The sequence below is a fragment of the Aquidulcibacter sp. genome (genome assembly GCF_049239865.1).
Lineage (GTDB): Bacteria > Pseudomonadota > Alphaproteobacteria > Caulobacterales > Aquidulcibacteraceae > Aquidulcibacter.
In genome coordinates, this window is sequence record NZ_JBMLTR010000122.1 from 1 (window position 1) to 17,615 (window position 17,615).

Annotated in this window: 15 protein-coding genes and 2 pseudogenes; 11 read left to right on the forward strand and 6 right to left on the reverse strand. The window is 56.7% G+C overall.

Annotated features, from left to right (window positions below; all coding sequences use genetic code 11):
- The 4 genes and pseudogenes from ACOVRA_RS08535 to ACOVRA_RS08550 form a co-directional block, all read right to left on the reverse strand.
- Positions 1-809: pseudogene (locus ACOVRA_RS08535) on the reverse strand (M3 family peptidase); the annotation flags it as partial.
- A 130-nt stretch (positions 810-939) separates the two neighbouring features.
- Positions 940-1,713, reverse strand: coding sequence for a hypothetical protein (locus tag ACOVRA_RS08540; protein ID WP_421719916.1), 774 nt, complete (start codon positions 1,711-1,713; stop codon positions 940-942).
- 124 nt (positions 1,714-1,837) lie between these two features.
- The gene (locus ACOVRA_RS08545; protein WP_421719917.1) at positions 1,838-3,577 is read right to left on the reverse strand and encodes a patatin-like phospholipase family protein; all 1,740 of its coding nucleotides are present in this window, start codon (positions 3,575-3,577) and stop codon (positions 1,838-1,840) included.
- A 60-nt stretch (positions 3,578-3,637) separates the two neighbouring features.
- Positions 3,638-4,297 carry a hypothetical protein gene (locus tag ACOVRA_RS08550; protein WP_421719918.1) on the reverse strand — a complete coding sequence of 220 codons (660 nt, stop codon included), beginning with the start codon at positions 4,295-4,297 and terminating at the stop codon, positions 3,638-3,640.
- 260 nt (positions 4,298-4,557) lie between these two features.
- Between ACOVRA_RS08550 and ACOVRA_RS08555 the strand changes: the two genes are divergently transcribed.
- The 7 genes from ACOVRA_RS08555 (at position 4,558) to ACOVRA_RS08585 (ending at position 12,295) form a co-directional block, all read left to right on the forward strand.
- Positions 4,558-6,099: a carboxyl transferase domain-containing protein gene (locus ACOVRA_RS08555; RefSeq protein ID WP_421719930.1), complete on the forward strand. Its 1,542-nt coding sequence runs from the start codon at positions 4,558-4,560 to the stop codon at positions 6,097-6,099.
- A 16-nt stretch (positions 6,100-6,115) separates the two neighbouring features.
- On the forward strand, positions 6,116-6,928 hold the full coding sequence (locus ACOVRA_RS08560; protein ID WP_421719919.1) for an enoyl-CoA hydratase-related protein: 813 nt from the start codon (positions 6,116-6,118) through the stop codon (positions 6,926-6,928).
- A 60-nt stretch (positions 6,929-6,988) separates the two neighbouring features.
- Positions 6,989-8,383 carry a DUF3667 domain-containing protein gene (locus tag ACOVRA_RS08565; protein WP_421719920.1) on the forward strand — a complete coding sequence of 465 codons (1,395 nt, stop codon included), beginning with the start codon at positions 6,989-6,991 and terminating at the stop codon, positions 8,381-8,383.
- Positions 8,384-8,493: 110 nt separating this feature from the next.
- Complete coding sequence (locus tag ACOVRA_RS08570; RefSeq protein WP_421719921.1) at positions 8,494-10,521, forward strand: acetyl/propionyl/methylcrotonyl-CoA carboxylase subunit alpha; 2,028 nt, start codon at positions 8,494-8,496, stop codon at positions 10,519-10,521.
- Positions 10,518-10,925 (forward strand): hypothetical protein, encoded by a 408-nt coding sequence (locus ACOVRA_RS08575; protein WP_421719922.1) that lies wholly within the window; start codon positions 10,518-10,520, stop codon positions 10,923-10,925. Before ACOVRA_RS08570 ends, ACOVRA_RS08575 begins: the two co-directional genes overlap by 4 nt.
- Positions 10,922-11,815 carry a sterol desaturase family protein gene (locus ACOVRA_RS08580; protein ID WP_421719923.1) on the forward strand — a complete coding sequence of 298 codons (894 nt, stop codon included), beginning with the start codon at positions 10,922-10,924 and terminating at the stop codon, positions 11,813-11,815. Before ACOVRA_RS08575 ends, ACOVRA_RS08580 begins: the two co-directional genes overlap by 4 nt.
- A 45-nt stretch (positions 11,816-11,860) precedes the next feature.
- A complete protein-coding gene (locus ACOVRA_RS08585; protein ID WP_421719924.1) occupies positions 11,861-12,295 on the forward strand; it encodes a DUF1489 family protein in 435 nt (144 codons plus the stop codon).
- Between the two features lie 2 nt (positions 12,296-12,297).
- On the opposite strand, the gene panC is transcribed toward ACOVRA_RS08585, so the two are convergent.
- Positions 12,298-13,146: a pantoate--beta-alanine ligase gene (panC, locus tag ACOVRA_RS08590; RefSeq protein ID WP_421719925.1), complete on the reverse strand. Its 849-nt coding sequence runs from the start codon at positions 13,144-13,146 to the stop codon at positions 12,298-12,300.
- Positions 13,147-13,255: 109 nt separating this feature from the next.
- Here panC and ACOVRA_RS08595 point away from each other — a divergent pair, with 109 nt between their 5' ends.
- Positions 13,256-14,248: a hypothetical protein gene (locus ACOVRA_RS08595; RefSeq protein WP_421719926.1), complete on the forward strand. Its 993-nt coding sequence runs from the start codon at positions 13,256-13,258 to the stop codon at positions 14,246-14,248.
- Positions 14,249-14,370: 122 nt separating this feature from the next.
- On the forward strand, positions 14,371-15,195 hold the full coding sequence (locus ACOVRA_RS08600; protein WP_421719927.1) for a division plane positioning ATPase MipZ: 825 nt from the start codon (positions 14,371-14,373) through the stop codon (positions 15,193-15,195).
- 13 nt (positions 15,196-15,208) lie between these two features.
- On the opposite strand, the gene ACOVRA_RS08605 is transcribed toward ACOVRA_RS08600, so the two are convergent.
- Positions 15,209-16,111: an aldo/keto reductase gene (locus ACOVRA_RS08605; RefSeq protein WP_421719928.1), complete on the reverse strand. Its 903-nt coding sequence runs from the start codon at positions 16,109-16,111 to the stop codon at positions 15,209-15,211.
- Between the two features lie 152 nt (positions 16,112-16,263).
- Here ACOVRA_RS08605 and ACOVRA_RS08610 point away from each other — a divergent pair, with 152 nt between their 5' ends.
- Together ACOVRA_RS08610 and ACOVRA_RS08615 are read left to right on the forward strand one after the other, a co-directional pair.
- Positions 16,264-17,127, forward strand: coding sequence for a glycerophosphodiester phosphodiesterase (locus tag ACOVRA_RS08610; protein WP_421719929.1), 864 nt, complete (start codon positions 16,264-16,266; stop codon positions 17,125-17,127).
- A 75-nt stretch (positions 17,128-17,202) separates the two neighbouring features.
- Positions 17,203-17,615, forward strand: a pseudogene (locus tag ACOVRA_RS08615) (histone deacetylase family protein); the annotation flags it as partial.

A 17,615-nucleotide genomic window follows, 5' to 3' on the forward strand; every position in this document is an offset into this window, starting at 1 on the left:
CGCAAATCACGCCGGGTCGACATGGTGAGGAAAGGCTCAAAGCTGGAGCGCGACAACGTCACCACGGCCAAGGCATCAATCTTGCGTTCTTTGGCTTCCGCGGCAGCGGCGGCAATGAAGCTATCCGACAATCCCGCCAAATCCTCTTTGGTCTTTAAGGGCAGGGCAAAGCTTGATTGGCCGGCCAGCACATTCTGGCCGAATTCGACTTGCAGCGTGGAAAGCCGCGCATCAATGTCTGCTACGCGTTTTTTCTGGGCGGCATTTAAGAGGGCACCACTGCGGACAAATCCGGCATAGGTCTCTTCCAACAGCTTCGTCTGAGGCCCGGTCAGATTTTGCGTCGCGCGACTGTCATAGGCCGCTTTGACGCGGGCAAAAATTTTCGGGTCCTGATTGATCGCACTGGCATGGGCCGACAGCTTGGATGAAAGACCACCCTCGATCTTTTGCAGCGCAGGCGTGCTCAGCATACCTGTCAAATTGTAGAAGACATTTGTGGCGCGGTTGAGGTCTTGCCCGGCTTTTTCCATTGGTACGATCACCGATTGGAAGGTTGCAGGGCCTTTGGCTGCCGAGATCACATCAATTTCGGCTCGGCCGCGTGCCATGCCGACTTCGATCGCGGGTTCAAAATCACTGGTTTTGATTTGGGCAAAGGGCGGCACGCCCCAAGGCGTATTCCATTTTGCCAAGAGCGGGTTTACCCGCGTTGGAGCTTTTGATTTTGCTTTTGCAGCCAAAGCCGCCGAGCCTGTGGTCAAAGTCAAAGTTGCGACACTCCCCGCCAAGAAATCCCTACGTTCCATTGTCTATATACCCCTCACGAAACAAGAAACCACATCTTTCGTCGGGCATATGGATGGGCCAAATTGTGCGTTGATGCACCCCCAGAACGCAATTATGACTGCAATTTAATCACGGAAACGTGATCCGGCGTCAGCCCCGGGCGAACACGCGCAATTGGCCTGACTTCGGGTCTTGCGCGACGCAGCGTTGCGCCGACGTGGGCAGTTTCAGGCAGACCACGGGCGCATCCGCTTGGCGAATGGCTTCATAAGTCTCACGTGTAAACTCACTGCGGGTTGGACTTTCACTGCCCTCCGCCCACGCGGGATAGGCCGATGATTTGACCGCATTGGCGGGCAGCAAAGTCGTCAAGCGGTCGCGAATCTGGTCGGGGCTGGCCGTCGCGGGGATGCCAAAGTCGCGGGCAGGGGCTTGCAGCGTATAGAGGGCCCGACCTTCATTGGTCTCTAAAGTCACCCGAATACTGCCAGAGGCACAATCATTGCCAGTGGCCATAATGGTCACCCGGTCGGCAGCTTTCCAAGAACGGATGGCGGTTGCTTGGCTGACTTTGACGTCACATTGGGCAACCGGGCTACCAGCAGCCATGGCGGCATCTGATTCGGCGCGCGGCCCGATACCATTGACGAGCTCCCCTGGTGTCGGGATGACCACCTCATTCGGCCCGGTTGCTGGTGGCGCAGGGATTGCGGGTGGGGCGGCAGCAATGACACTGGGGTCTGTCGACAACACCGCATCGGGATCGGCCAAAGGATTATCCAGGCCGACAGGGCCCATGATGGCATTGGTTGGGGCACTGGCCAGAGGTTGGTTTGGTGACAAGACAAATTTGCCCACCACGACGCCTAGTCCAAAAGATACGACTAAAGCCAGCGTTGCACCAGATGCCACAATCAATCGCACGTTAAATCCCTTGTCTTCGAACCATGGTTAAGCGCTTTAGCGACCGGTTGCGGCAGAAAATAGGCAAGATCGGCATTAAAACAGGCCTGTTTTAACCCTAATTGCCCTGCCATCGCCCCAGTTCTTAATTCAGAAGCGGTTTCAGAACATTGGGCGCATTCTGAATGGCTCGGGTTGCCGCGCGATAGCCGGTCTCCACGGCGGCATCAAAAGCCTTCCAATCTCGCAATTGGATGCCCGCCATATCGGGTACGATCAAGAGATCGGTTTTGTCTCGGGATTTGGTGGGGTCGAGTGTAGCGGTCGCTGACCGCATCAGAAGTTCGGCGATGGGCGGGGCTGCGTGCAGGCCATGGCGGGTAATCCAACTGAAGAAGCCCTCGGGCTTGCGGAATTCGTCTGGATTAAGGGCGCGCTGACGGGTGACATCAACGCCAATATTAGGGCCACGATGCAGGTCAATCATCGAATTGATCGGGAAATTATCCAACACCGCACCATCGACCAAAATGTCGTCACCTGAAACGACCGGAGGCAAGATGCCGGGCAGCGCGATCGACGCCCGCAGGGCGTCCCGCAAGACACCACTTCGGTGCAGCTTTGGCATGCCCAAGGTCAAATTGGTCGACAGGCAAAAGAAGGAGCGTGGCATATCCTCGATGAGAATATCGCCAAAATTCTTGAGAAGCCTTTGGTCGACCTTGGCCCCAGACGTCATGGCGACAACCGGCAACACATAGTCATTCAAGGGATTGTCGCGGACAAAGCTGTCCCAGATACGCCGTTCAATCTCGCCATCATCCCAGCCAAGCGCAACACAGGCTGCAATCACCCCGCCCATGGAGGTTCCGCCGATAAAGTCAAACGAGATGCCCGTCTCTCGCAAAGCCCGCACGACGCCAATATGGGCATAGGCGCGAGCGCCACCTCCACCCAGGACCAAGCCAATCGAGGTGCCCGACAGGATGCGGGCCAACATCATCACGTCTTGGGCTTGATCCTGTCGCCAGTGAAACAGCCTTTGACTTTGAGTGGCAGCACTCCAAGCTTTGGAATGAGAGCCCTTAACCTCAACGACCGAGCGATCTTGTGGGGCAATCAAGATGGTGTCGACCAATTGGAACTGGCGCGCGGGGGACGAGCCCGCAGGCAGAATCATTTCGGGCGGCGGCGTATCGGCGCGACCAAACACCCAGAGCCTATCTGCCTGTCGCAGACATAGTTTGGTCCAACCGCCATCTCCAAGGTCTGCGGCCAAGAGGACAATATCATTCCAGCTTTCGATTTCATCAAACCAAGTCGCGGACTGGGTAACCGCCTCAGGGCCAACCACGATGGCACGCTTACCCAATTTGGCGAGTGCATCCTTTAAGGCATGGGCGCGCTTTAAAATGTCGATGGAGGGAGAGGCTGCCAGAAGACCGAACACACGGGGATCAGAGCGGGGGTTGCGCCGACGGTTCTGCCGCGAACGAAACAACATGGTTCGCGCCAGATTTTGCATCAATTGTGGATGACGGCGGATCAAGCGGTTAAAGGCTGCGCGGTCTAAAGCTAGAAGTTCGGTGTCGCGCAGTGCAAAGACCGATGCACTATGGGGTTCGCCCGCCACCAGCGCCATTTCGCCGACCGGCTCGCCTTGGCGAATATGGCCGATAAACTCGTTTGAACCATCGGTACCGCGCCGAAACGCGCCCAAAGAGCCCGAGCGGACAAACCATAAGGTATCGGCAGGCTCACTCTCAAGGAAAAGGGGCCAGCCGCCCGGCAATGAATACCAAATTGCCGATTTTTCAACGTCTTTAATCGCTGCCGGACCAGCATCTCTCAAAAAAGGGATCGCGCTAAAATCAAAAGGTGTCATCGGAAACAACCGCCATGAAACAACTTCCAACTGTGCTTCATGGCGGCTCTCCTCCGTGATTTAGAATTTATAGCGGCCCATCAGGGTTACCATGGGCCAATAACGTGCTGCGTCTAATTCATCTACGATTTTTGCGGTTTCAAGTGCCAAATCTGTCTGGAACGACGGATTGGAGGCCAACAAGCCAGTAGAGGTGTACACCACTTTTGGATCGCCCTGATAATAGACACCAGCTTCCAAGGCGGTTTCAATCGGACCCAATTCCAATTTGACACCTGCACCGACAAAATAAGCGATGTCGTTAAACGTCGCCTTGGTGTTGAGTGTGCCGACTTGAGCGGGGGTGTAGGACGTGTTGCCAATCACGACGTTAGTCGCAGGTGTCGCGACCAAGTCAAACTGGTTGTCATTGGCAAAGATACCCGCCGTCAAATAAAAGGGCACAACCGGCGGACGGAAGTCCGCCTGCAGCCCGTAAGAGCCCAGCTTCAGGCTGCCATCATAGGCGATGCCATCAATTGTCTGATCGTAGCCATAATCATAGCCTTGGCCAACGCCGCGCAAGACGATGGTTGGCAAGATACGCACCCCGACTTCGCCGCCAACACCATTGGTGCCCCCACGCACGCCAACCCAAGCAGGCTCGATTGCGAAAGCGCAAACTGGGGTAAGTGCACTCAACAACGCAATGGCAGAAACGGCTGTGGTGATGGTCTTCATAGAGCTGTCCTCATTTATACTAAGCGCCGGCATTTTAAACTCGGGCGATCCAAGCCACACGCAAGGCACAAACGACCCCACCTGCGGCAATCTGCAACGGCCCGATGTGAGCCTATGTCTATGACATTGTGACAGAAGCCTGTTAAACGAGTGTCAACGCCCGCTAAGCGCGACAAAACCAATCTGTGGAGAGCCATTTGAGCCGTTTGACCAGTCGAATCGATCCTTCCTCGCCGGCCTTCGCGCGCAATCAAGAAAAGATGGCGGGCCTAGTTGAGCACTTGGTCCAACAGACCAGTCGCGCGGCTTTGGGCGGCTCAGCGGAGTCCCGCCAGCGCCATGAAAGCCGCGGTAAGCTTTTGCCACGCGCACGGGTTGAAGCGCTACTCGATCCGGGCAGCCCGTTTTTAGAATTATCGGCTTTGGCGGCCAATGGCCTTTATGGCGAGGATATTCCAGGCGCAGGCTTGATCACTGGGATTGGCCACGTCTGCGGGCGTCCGGCGATGATTGTCTGTAACGACCCGACCGTCAAAGGCGGCACTTATTATCCGATGACCGTCAAAAAGCACGTGCGGGCACAAGAAGTGGCGATGGAAAATCGCTTGCCTTGTATTTACCTCGTCGATTCCGGCGGCGCTAATTTGCCCCATCAGGCCGAAGTCTTTCCAGACCGCGACAATTTCGGCCGCATCTTCTTCAATCAAGCCAATATGAGCGCGATGGGCTTGGCCCAAATTGCGGTCGTCATGGGCTCGTGTACGGCCGGTGGCGCTTATGTTCCCGCGATGAGCGATGAGACCATTATCGTGCGCAAACAAGGCACGATCTTTCTGGGTGGCCCGCCCTTGGTGAAAGCCGCGACGGGTGAAACCGTGACGGCGGAAGAGCTGGGCGGGGCAGATGTTCATGCCCGCAAATCCGGTGTGGCAGACCATTATGCGGTGTCCGATGCCCATGCTTTAGAGCTTGCGCGCAATTGTGTGGCAACCTTGGACGTTCCCGAAAGCCATATTCGCCGGCTTGCGCCGCGTCCGCCCGTGGAGGATGAAAGCGAACTTTACGGCATCATTCCAGATGATGTCCGCACCCCTTATGATGTGCGTGAAATCATCGCACGCTTGGTTGACGGCTCAGAGTTCCACGAATTTAAGAAGCTTTATGGTGAAACCCTGGTTACAGGCTTTGCCCATATAGATGGCTGGCCCGTTGCGATCATCGCCAATAATGGCGTTTTGTTCTCAGAGAGTGCGCAAAAAGGCGCACACTTCATTGAACTCGCCTGTCAGCGCAAAATCCCCTTGTTATTCCTACAAAACATCTCGGGCTTCATGGTCGGCAAGGATTATGAGGCAGGGGGTATCGCCAAGGATGGCGCAAAAATGGTGACGGCTGTTGCCTGCGCCAATGTGCCCAAGCTCACGGTCGTGATTGGCGGCTCCTATGGTGCGGGCAATTATGCCATGTGTGGCCGTTCCTATTCGCCACGTTTCCTCTGGATGTGGCCGAATGCGCGGACCAGCGTGATGGGCGGAGAGCAGGCCGCCAGCGTACTGGCCACGCTGCGCCGCGACGGCATTGAATCCAAAGGCGGCGCGTGGTCTGCCGAGGAAGAAGAAGCCTTCAAAAGTCCCATTCGTCAGAAATATGAGGAAGAAGGCGATCCATATTATTCCACAGCGCGTTTGTGGGATGATGGCATTATTGACCCCGCCCAAACTCGGCGCGTGGTTTCCATGTCGTTAGCCAGCGTCGCCGGCGCCCCGATTGGACCACCCCGCTTCGGTGTGTTCCGGATGTAAGAGGAGAGAGACTCAGATGGCAGATATTGACCCAAGCGCCGACCCCGTTCTCTTACAGATTTCGCCTGATGGTGCCGCGATGGTCACATTGAACCGTCCGGACAAGAAAAATGCCTTTGACGAAGAGACCATCGCTTCTCTGATCGACATATTTGAGACCTTGCGCGTGTCTGACGGCGTGAGACTCGTTATGATCAAGGGCGCAGGGACGACCTTTTGCGCCGGCGCCGACCTTGAATGGATGCAACGCCAAGCCCGTCATGATGAAGAAGATAATGAGGCCGATGCCGTCGCCTTGGCCAAGATGCTGCTGGCATTGCATAGTCTGCCCCAACTCACGGTTGCTTTGGTGCAAGGCGGCGCTTTTGGGGGCGGGGCTGGCCTTGTGGCTGCCTGTGACTATGCCATCGCCGTTGCAGGAACACGCTTTTGCTTCACCGAAGTCCGCCTTGGGCTGACGCCTGCCACCATCTCGCCCTATGTGGTCGAAGCCATTGGGGCGCGCCAAGCGCGCGCCTTGTTTGCCACCGCCATGCCTTTCGATGCCGAGCGCGCCTTGGCACTGGGATTGATACAGGAAGTGGCAGCCGACCTCGATGATTTGGCCAAGCGGGAAGAAAAGCTGGCTGACTTGGCCTTTACTGCGGCACCTGAAGCCGTGCGTGAGGCCAAGCAATTGGTCCGCGATGTGGCGGACAGGCCAATCGACATCCACCTTGCCCATGACACGGCCAAACGGATCGCCAAGCGCCGCGCGAGTGCCGAGGGGCAAGAAGGCCTCGCGGCTTTTCTTGAAAAAAGGCCGCCAGCTTGGACCAATCGGTCCTGAAAGGGTCTTGACCGCATTGTCTCGCCCAGCCAAAGCTAGACCGGCGGACGAGGGGCGGTCATGGACGGTGCGGCAGAACTTAATCTTGAAAATTCAGGCCCTTTAGCGGTCGATGCGCCTTCGGGTAGCGCGGGCAAACACCACAATGAGCTGATCGGAACCGCGTGTAAGAATTGCGGGGCGATCCTGACGGGCGATTATTGCCACGCCTGTGGTCAGTCCGCCCATGTGCATCGCTCGTTCCTGCATGTGTTGGAAGAGGTGGTGCATGGCATCACGCATTTTGACTCCAAGACCTGGCGCTCGCTGCCAATGTTGATCTTTAGGCCCGGCACGATGACGCGCAATTATGTCATGGGCCATCGCAGCCGCTATGTGCCGCCATTTTCGATGTTTCTGGCCTCAGTTTTTGCCATGTTTTTGGCCTTTGCCTTTGCAGGTGGGCCGGGCTTTGTGAAGCAGAATGTCGACACACCGGTCGATCAAGCCAGCGCCTCGCGCGAGCGAATGGCGGATACTTTGGTTGATTTGAAGGAAGCCCGTGGCGACCTCAAACTGGCTCGCGAACAGCTGGCGGCGGAAAAAGCCAAACCTCTTGTCGACCAAGACCCCATTGAGATCAAGGCCAGCCAACAAGAAGTGCTGGGTGCAGCCAAAGAGATCGAAGCTGTCATTTTGCGATATCGCACGGCGGAACGCGATCTTGCCAAGGCCTTAGCGGCACCAAAGCCAAACCCTGAAGCCGCCCCGGCAAAGGCCGACCCAAAAGTGACCGGCAATATCACTGTCCAAAAGGGCGATGATAAAGCCACGCAACTTTCTGAACTTGAAGCCGAACGCAAGGCTGCGATTGCCTCAGGCGATAAAGTTTCTGTCGCCGCGCTTGATACCGCCATCGCCTTGGTGAAGGCCACACCGGAAGAGGTCATTAAGGGTGAAACCAAAAGCACGACAATCGAGGGAGACGACCTTCAGTCTTCATTGGCTAAGTTTTTAAAAGAAGAAGTCCAAATTAATACGCCTTGGCCATCCGTGAATAAAAAGCTCAAACATAAACTCGAAAATCCGGACCTGTTTTTGTACAAGTTACAGAACACCGTTTATAAATTCTCCTTCCTTCTCATCCCAATCAGCTTGCCTTTCATTTGGCTATTGTTGTTCTGGAAGCGCGGGGTAACCTTGTATGATCACGCGGTCTTTGCGCTTTACTCCCTGTCTTTCATGTCATTTTTGTTTCTTGCGCTTGCTCTAAGTTCGCATTGGATCACGTGGACTGACCATAGTGGATGGATATTTTTGGCCGTGGCGGGTCATATTTATTTCCAGTTCAAAGGGGCTTATGCGTTGGGTTGGGTTGGTGCTGGTTGGCGCACTGCAGTCTTTGTCTCCATATTTGCGCCCATCGCTTTGTCACTCTTTTTTACCGCCATCATCATCCTGGGCGCTGTAGGCTGACCACAAGGCTTGACCAAGACAAAGGCGTAGCCGAAGGATGCTTCCCAAAGAGTCTGAGGGCGAGTTTTTAAGCTTGTTTCATCGACCAACAAAAAGTCTGGGGACGCCTCGTGTTTAAAAGCTTGTTGATTGCCAATCGGGGCGAGATCGCTTGCCGTGTGATCCGCACGGCGCGGCGTTTGGGCCTGAGGACAATTGCCGTTTATTCCGACGCCGATAGGGACGCAAAACACGTCCGCGAGGCCGATCATGCGGTGCGTCTGGGCCCTGCCGCTGCCAAGGATTCCTATCTACGGGGTGATTTGATCCTCAAGGCCGCTGTGGAGTTGGGCGCTGAAGCGATACACCCAGGCTACGGTTTTTTATCGGAAAATGCAGAGTTCGCTGAAAGCTGTGCGGCAGCAGGCATTGCGTTTGTAGGACCGCGCCCCGATGCCATTCGAGACATGGGTCTAAAGGATCGCGCCAAAGCGATTGCAGTAGAAGTCGGCGCGCCGGTTCTGCCTGGCTATTGGGACTTGGATCAAGACCCTGTGCGCCTCAAGGCCGAAGCGGAAAAGATCGGCTTTCCCTTATTGATCAAGGCGGTTGCAGGCGGCGGCGGGCGCGGCATTCGGGTGGTGGAGGAGAGCGCTGCCTTTGGCTCGGCCCTCGAGTCTGCAAGACGCGAAGCGGCAGCTGCCTTTGGCGATGATCGCGTGATGCTGGAACGCCTGGTTCTGCGGCCCCGCCACATCGAAGTGCAGGTATTTGGCGACCAGCATGGCAATCTGGTCCATTTGTTTGAGCGCGACTGCTCAATCCAACGGCGCAGACAAAAGCTGATTGAAGAAGCCCCGGCACCCGGCATGACCGAAGCCGTGCGCGCAAGCCTGACAGCTGCCGCGCTCAAGATCGCTAAGGCGGTGAATTATTCCAACGCCGGTACGGTCGAATTTGTCGCCGATGGGACGGGACCTCTGCGCCCTGACGGCTTTTGGTTCCTTGAAATGAATACGCGCTTGCAAGTTGAGCATCCGGTGACAGAGGCCGTGCTCGGCTTGGATTTGGTTGAGTGGCAATTGCGCGTGGCGGCTGGCGAGATCCTGCCGCTCACCCAAGACAAGATCATCTTGAACGGTGCGGCCATTGAAGCGCGGATCGTGGCAGAAGACCCAGCCAAAGGGTTCTTGCCGTCATCTGGTGTGATTGCGGGCCTGCCAGACGATGGGACTATTCGGGTCGATTCTGGGTTTGAAGTGGGTGACACGTTTCCCGACGCCTATGACTCCTTGGTTGAAAAGGCCATCGCGCATGGGGCGGATCGACGCGAAGCCTTGGCGCGCCTGCAAGCCCATCTCGAAAGCCGCGTGATCACCGGGATCACGACCAATAACGGCTATTTGGCCCGTTTGTGCCTGCTGCCAAGCTTTGCGCAAGGCGGCGTCCATACCGGACTGCTAGAGGATGAAGCGGCTGAACTGGCGAAACCCGATGCGCTCGCCGCCCGCCGATTGGGATTGGCAGCAATTGGCGTGCAGGTCGCCCGCGAACTCGAAGTACCCGACGGCGCTTCGCCCTTCGATATTCCAGATGGCTGGCGCCTGAATGCCCCGGCGCATCTGTCGGTCGGCTTTACCCACGATGATCGGCGCTTGGTGGTCGAGCTTCATAGTGATGAAGTACAAGTCAGTGCAGGCTTTGGCGGGGATCATGCTGTGGTGCCGCGCCGCTTGATCCATGCCTATGGCAAGCCCCAGGACTGGACAATTTTGGTTGCTGAAAGCGCTGGCCCCAGAGCAGAAGCGCGCGGCGACATTGCGGCCACCCTGTTTGTCGATGGCGCTGGTGCCAGTTTGGTCGAGCGCGGCGAGGTCTGGCGCTATCCATACCCGGCAGCAGATGCCAGCGCCGACAGTCTTGAGGCCACGGACGAGATCAAGGCCCCTTTGCCCGGAAAAATCGCGATGTGTCACGCGCAAGCGGGTCAGAAAGTTACGAAAGGTCAGGTGCTGATTGTGTTGGAAGCCATGAAGATGGAACATGCCCTGACCGCGAGCCGCGACGGTGTGATCGCTGAAACCTTTGTCCAGGAAGGCCGTCAAGTTAAGGCTGCCGACGTTTTAATCCGCCTCGTCGCACAAGAGTCTGTGCCTTGAACGGCGCTCTGCTGACGGTTTTGATGGCTGCTGCGGGTACCGCTTTGTTGGCCTTTGTTGGATTTCGACTTGGCCTTAGCGTCGATCGCAGGTTCAAAAGTGTGGATGAGGTCGTGCAAGCGGTTCGGTCCCACTATGGCTTATCGACCAATCTGTCGGTCTTGATGTCACGCAATCAGCGCGCCGCGATCGCCTATGGAGCCGACCAGACAGGCTATGTCGCACTTGTTTTGGGCGATAAATTATTGTTCCGCAGCCTCGATCAGGCGAAGATCATGGTGATTGCCGAGGATCGGCTCTACCTCTCCTTTCCTGATTTTGGCTTTGAACCCGTCTATATTCAGGCCGATGCCATCGACATTCAGCACGCGCTCACAATCCTAGGGAGGGGTCCTACCACATGAACTTACCCGATCCAGTTACGTGGGCGATCCCCTTGTTTGGCGTCTTGGTTGTCGCAGAAATGCTGCGCGCTCGACGGGCTGGCGATGTGACCTACGAAGCCAAGGATGCTGCGGCCAGCATGACCATGGGCTTTGGCAATACGGTCGCCAAATTGCTGACGGGCGGCATTGCGGTCGCTTTGATTGCCTACGTGCATCAGTTCCGCCTGTTCGATATTGGCTATGCCGCTTGGGCCTTTGTGGTGTGCTTCTTCCTTGAGGACCTGTCTTATTATTGGTTCCATCGGATCAGCCACGAGCGGCGGTGGTTTTGGGCGAGCCATGTGGTGCACCACACCTCGCAGCATTATAATTTATCCACGGCTTTACGGCAGACTTGGACGGGGTCGATCGGTGCCACCTTCATCTTTTGGCTGCCGATGGCGTGGATCGGTTTCCCACCAGCGATGATCGCCTTTTTCTCTGGCATAAGTCTGGTTTATCAATTTTGGATCCATACCGAAGCGGTCGATCGCATGGGGCCTTTGGAATGGGTGCTGAATACACCGAGCCACCACCGCGTCCATCACGCGACCAATCCGCGCTATCTCGATTCCAATTATGCCGGGGTCTTGATCATTTGGGACCGCATGTTTGGTACCTTTGTGGAAGAAACCAAGGCGGACAAGCCAATCTATGGCGTGGTTTCCAACATTCACACCTTCAACCCATTTCGGATCGCGTTTCATGAGTGGGTCGGCATGGCGCGTGACATTGGCCAAGCAAAAACCTGGCGTGAAAAGCTCCACTTCGCGTTTGGACCACCGGGCTGGAGCCCGGATGGGTCTCGGCCAACAAGTGCGAGTCTGAAGGCTGCTTGGCGGGCAAAACAAGTCGAGGATAGCCACTGATGCGAGGCCCTGTTCGAAGGGGCAAATTGGCATAAATCGTCAGCTATGGCTCTGCACATCATCAAACTCTGCGTTGGCGCACAAAGCATTCAGGACTTGCTAGATTGGCATGATCATCAGGCCTTTACGCGCCTAAGTCTCGGCCTTGATCCTCGACCGGTTTGCGACACGCGCATGTCGCCCAAACGGCGTGATGAAGTCCTCAACGGCGGATCGCTCTTTTGGGTGATTAAGGGGCAAATCCTTGTCCGGCAGGAAATTGAGGATATTGTCACTTTAGACGATGTCGATGGCCGATCCCGCTGCGAAATTGTCCTCAAGCATTTTCACGTCCAAACCGCGCCACAGCGCCGTGCTGCCTTTCAGGGCTGGCGCTATCTCATGCCAAAGGACGCACCAGCCGACCTGACACAAATATCCGGCGGTGATGAGTTACCCGAGCCCTTACGCAAGGAATTACTCGACCTCGGCGCTTGGTAAGGTCAGTCTAGTCCGCGATTATCAATCAGCCGAGTCTTACCCAGCCAAGCGGCCACCAAGATGCGGGCGGGGTCTCCCGCCTGCCACGGCTCTAAAGTCTGACTATGGCAGGCTTCGAGATAATCGATGGACTGAAAGCCTGAGGCTAGAAGCTGTGCTTTCGCTTGTTCAAGCACCTCGTCTAAAGTCTCCGGTGCCTGTTGGATCGCGTCTGCGACCCGATCAAGAGCCTGCTTCAAAGTGGGCGCTATCGCGCGCTCTGCCTCTGAGAGATAGGCATTGCGAGACGAAAGTGCGAGGCCATCGGCTTCGCGATGGGTTGGGGCAGGGGTGATTTCGACCTGCAAGTCCAAGTCCCGCACCATGGTGGCGATCACTTGCAATTGCTGCCAGTCCTTTTCGCCAAAGATGGCCACATCGGGATCAACTTGCATAAAAAGCTTGGCCACCACGGTTGCCACGCCGCCGAAGAAGTGCGGGCGAAATGCGCCTTCCAGACGGGCTGCTACGGCACCTGGTACAATGCGGGTTTGAAAGCCCTCTGGATAAAGCTCTGACACATGCGGGGCATAGAGGCCGTCACAGCCAAAAGCTTGGAGCTGTTCAATATCGGCCGCTTCTTGCCTAGGATAACGCGCTAAATCTTCATGCGGCGCAAATTGGGTTGGATTGACGAAGATCGACGCAATCACAACATCGGCGGCGGCTTTGGCCTGCTCGATTAAGGCCAAGTGGCCCGCATGCAGCGCACCCATGGTGGGCACCAAGGCAATCTTTTTGCCGTCTCGCCGCCAGTTAGAGACCAATGCGCGCAAGTCCGCTCTGGTGCGCACAATCGATAAGGACGACATGACTCTCTCCAAAACAATGACTTAACGACGATTTCTGGTCTGTGGCTTACAAGAGCATTGTGACGCCGCCTTAAACCCCTCTTTACCACGTCGCGCTAGGGTTTTTCACATGAACCAGTCCTATCGCTCTTCTAATTTGTCTTCTGCCGTCCGACTTTGTGGGACGCTGGGTATTTTGTGCTTGAGCTCAGGTGCCATGGCGCAATCTGCCGGTGCTTTTGCGACCAGCCCCTATGTGCCCCTCATGCCAGCCGCAAAACCTAGCCCAGCGGCTTGCGTGTGCGCGGAGCCAAAGCAAGCGGTCGCACCCTCTGTGGCACCAAAGCCTATGAAGCCAGAGCCGCAACTGGTGGGCGCGGGTGGCCAAATTCTGCCAATCGTTATGTTCCGCGGCACCCCAGCTGCACCGCTGCCAAAGCCGGCTGTTGTTTCGATGGTGCCTGTCGCAATCGCCTTGCCAACTGAACCACAAAAGCCTGCTGCGCCGGTGATCCTTGCGCCACCCCCAGTCGCGGCACCTGCCCAGCAAATTGCCGCCAAGCCAGCACCAGCGCCAGCAGCTAAACGCGAGAAGCCTGCTGGCCCATTCAAGCGGATTTGGCGCGATACCAAGAAATCCGTCGTTCAGGACATCCCAGAGGCCTTGGCTGATGCCTTGCCCTGGGTGGATCGCGGCGCCAAGGATGAGCCGATTGAGCAGGTGTTGGCGCGCGTGTCGTCAGACCTCAGTCGCGCTTCGGCTCAAGATCCTGAATGGGTCAATCCCGCCGAGAGCGAATTACGCGAATTATCAAAGCGCTTGGCTACTTTGGCTGAGCCGCCAGCTGATACCGAGTCAGCGCCGACACGCGTGTCTATGCCAGAGCAAGATAGTGCCAATCGGCCGTTCCGCCCCAGACCCATTTGGCCCGGTGCCTCTGGCCGTCCCGAAATGCAATCGAGACCGACAGCTTTGGTGACCGGCAGCACCATCCAGCAGGGGCCAGAGGCCGTCGGGCAGCGCTTGCCGCCGCCGACGGACTGGGTTGAAGACGAAGAAAAGGCGCCAAAGCCACCAGCCCAACAAGTTGTGGCCAAGCGCGCGAAGCGCCCCTCAAAATAGTCCACAACCAATCGTCGCTCGACCGCTGCGCTTGCCAATTGGCAAGACCTGCGAAACTGGCGAAAACAACTCATAAGTCTTAGCCCTACAGAAGGGGGCGAAAAGGCACGGGGGTTGCGGTTTTGGGTCACGTCATTGTCGTTGGAAATGAAAAAGGCGGCGCAGGCAAATCGACCTTGTCGGTTCATATTGCCGTAGCTTGCGCGATTTCGGGCCTGAAAGTTGCTGCCCTCGACTTGGATCGCCGTCAGCGCACCTTTGAACGCTATTTCGAAAACCGGACGCGTTGGTCTAAGTCCAATGAGGCAGACCTACCTACGCCTGACTTCTTCTTCTTGACCAAAGCCGCCGCCGAACGTCGCGATCAGGCAGAGGCAGAAGAAACAGCCGCTACCCAAGCCTTGATCGCCGAGATGCGCGCGAGCCATGACATTGTAATCGTGGATGCGCCGGGTGCGGATACGCCCGCTTCGCGCGCTGCCCACGCCTGCGCGGACACCCTCGTGACGCCCTTGAACGACAGCTTTATCGATTTCGACCTTCTGGCCGAGATAGACCCCGTTACAGGCGATGTCGGCAAGCCGAGTGTCTACGCCGAAATGGTTTGGGAGGCGCGCAAGCTCAAGGCCGCCTCAAAAGGTAAGCCGATTGATTGGGTCTTGATGCGCAACCGTCTTTCGCCGCTCGACGCCAAGAATAAGCGCCGGGTCGGGGACGCCTTGGCCGCACTTGCCCAACGCATTGGCTTTCGCGTGGCACCGGGCCTGTCAGAGCGGGTAATTTATCGCGAGATGTTTACCGCAGGACTGACGCTGTTGGACCTCACCGATGAAGGGGCGTCGGCCTCCTTCACGATGAGCCATGTGGCCGCGCGCCAAGAATTGCGTGATCTAATGCTAGCCCTCAAGCTGCCAAAGATTGAGGGCTCAGCCGCAATCGGTTTTTAGTCGGTCGCAAGCCTTATGGCATTGGTGCGCCGCGTGAGGCGACCAAAATTTGATACCATTCGTCTGGGCTCAAATGGATTTTGGCAACTTCGCGGGTTTCCAAAATGCGCTCTGGATTTTGTGTGCCCACCAAGGCGATAGGTTGGCTTGGATGGGCTGCCACCCACGCATAAGCTACCGAGGTGCGTGACACACCATGAGCCTTGGCGACCGTATCGAGGGCCGCAATCACCGCCTTGGTGCGGGCATCATCGCCATCTTTTGCCAAGCGACCACCACCCAAAGGCGACCACGCCAGCACCGACGCGCCAATCTCCATCGCGAGGTCCAAAGTTCCGTCTGTCATAGCGTCGAGCGCAAGTGGCGAGAATTCAGGCTGGAACGAGACAATGTCGGTATGGAGGTGGGCGGCCAAAGCGCGGGCTTGTGCCACGGTGTAATTGGAAATGCCGAAGGTGCGAATCTTGCCAGCTTGCATCAAATGATCCACGGCGCGTGCGATCTCTGCAGGATGGGTCAACAGGTCTGGGCGATGGATTTGCCACAGGTCCAACACATCGGTGTTGAGGCGGCGCAGCGAGGCTTCGCACGCCTTGACCAGATAGTCATAGCTGGAATTATAGGGCGTTGGTGGAATGATCCCGCCCTTGCTGGCCAGAACCATTTTAGACCGTAAGCCTGGTGCTTGCTTGAACACCTCACCCAACAAAGCTTCGGCGTCGCCAAAGCCAACTTGTGGGTTCTTAAAGCCATAAATGTCGGCGGTGTCGAAGAAATTGATCCCGGCCTCAAAAACCGATTCGACTAGCTCTTGCGCGGCCTTCACCTCAATGCCGGCAAAACGCCACATGCCCCAGCCGAGGCTCGTAATCATCAAGTCGCTTTTGCCAAGACGGCGCAGGTTTGTCGGTTCCATGGAAGACATTGGCACTTTTTCTTTCTGGGGTGGCAGAGATCACTAAGGCCTGTCTTCTAGCCCAACTTGCAACAGCCTCGCTAGCCATGGCATGTCACAGGCTGCATAAGGGCTAAACTTGCCATGGGGCGGGGTCGTTGAGGGGTGGAGTGATGCGGCGTCGTTGGGTCGTTTTGGTTTTGGTGGGGATTGCATTATCGGTTGTGGCGGCTTGGCCGGCACCGGCCCCAGTGCAGCATCCGTATTTTGCCGGGCTGAAACCCGGCACGATTGAGAACATCGCCCATGGTGGCGGGCAGGGCCATGCACCCCCAGATACGCTGGAAGCCCTGCAACTGGCAGACGCGATGGGCGCAGATGTGTTGGAGATTGATCTGCAGTTGACCAAGGACGGCGTTTTGGTCCTGCACCATGACGACACCTTGGACCGCATCACCGACATGAAGGGCCCGATTGCTGCCAAGACGTGGGCGGAGCTGCAACAGGCTGATTCTGGCTATCATACCGTGATTGATGGCCAATCCTTTCGCGGCAAGGGGATTAAGATCGCGCGGCTGGAGCAAGCCTTCACGCGCTTCCCAGCCAAGCGTTGGGTGATCGAAATCAAGAATGACAAAAAAGCGGCCAGCACACGTCTGTGCCAGTTGATCAGCCAGTTTGACGAAACCAATCGGGTGATTGTGGCGTCCTTTCATGATGGGGCGATGAAGACGTTTCGAAAGGCGTGTCCCAAGGTTGCCACGGCCTATTCCGGTGATGAGGTGCGCCTATTTTTGATCGCGTCTCATTTACGCCTTTCGCGCTTTATCCAATCCCCCGGCGTCGCGCTTCAGATTCCTACCTATGCCGCGGGCTTTGATCTGACCGATCCGCATTTTATCGCAACCGCCAAATCCCGCGGTCTCAAAGTCCAATATTGGACGATCAATGAGCGTAAAGAAATGCGCGATCTGATTGCGCGCGGGGCAGATGGCATCATGACAGATTATGTGGATCGGTTTGCGCAGGTCCGGTAGACGGACTAGCCTAAAGTAGGATAGCGACGCTTCTAAGCCAACGATCAAAGGTACAGCTAAAGGATCGGCAAACTCATGGGAAAAACTGCTCTTATCACCCATGCGGCCTGCTTTGAGCACCGCCCCCCAGCCGGTCATCCAGAATCGCCAGAGCGCTTGCGGGTGGTCTTGGAGGCCTTAAGCGAAGCGGCCTGTCCGGATTTGATCCGTCTCCAAGCACCGCTGGGCCAGGTTGACGATATTGCGCGGGTGCACCCCAAGGCCTTGATTGAGGAAATCATCCGCCTGGAGCCAGCGGCAGGGGCGCGCAGCCGCCAGCTTGATCCAGATACTTACTTGTCCGCTGGTTCAATAGAAGCAGCACAGCGGGGCGTGGGCGCAGTAATCGCCGGGGTCGACGGCTTGATGAAAGGCGCGTTTGATCGGGCATTTTGTGCGACACGGCCACCGGGCCATCATGCCGAAGCCAAAACGCCCATGGGCTTTTG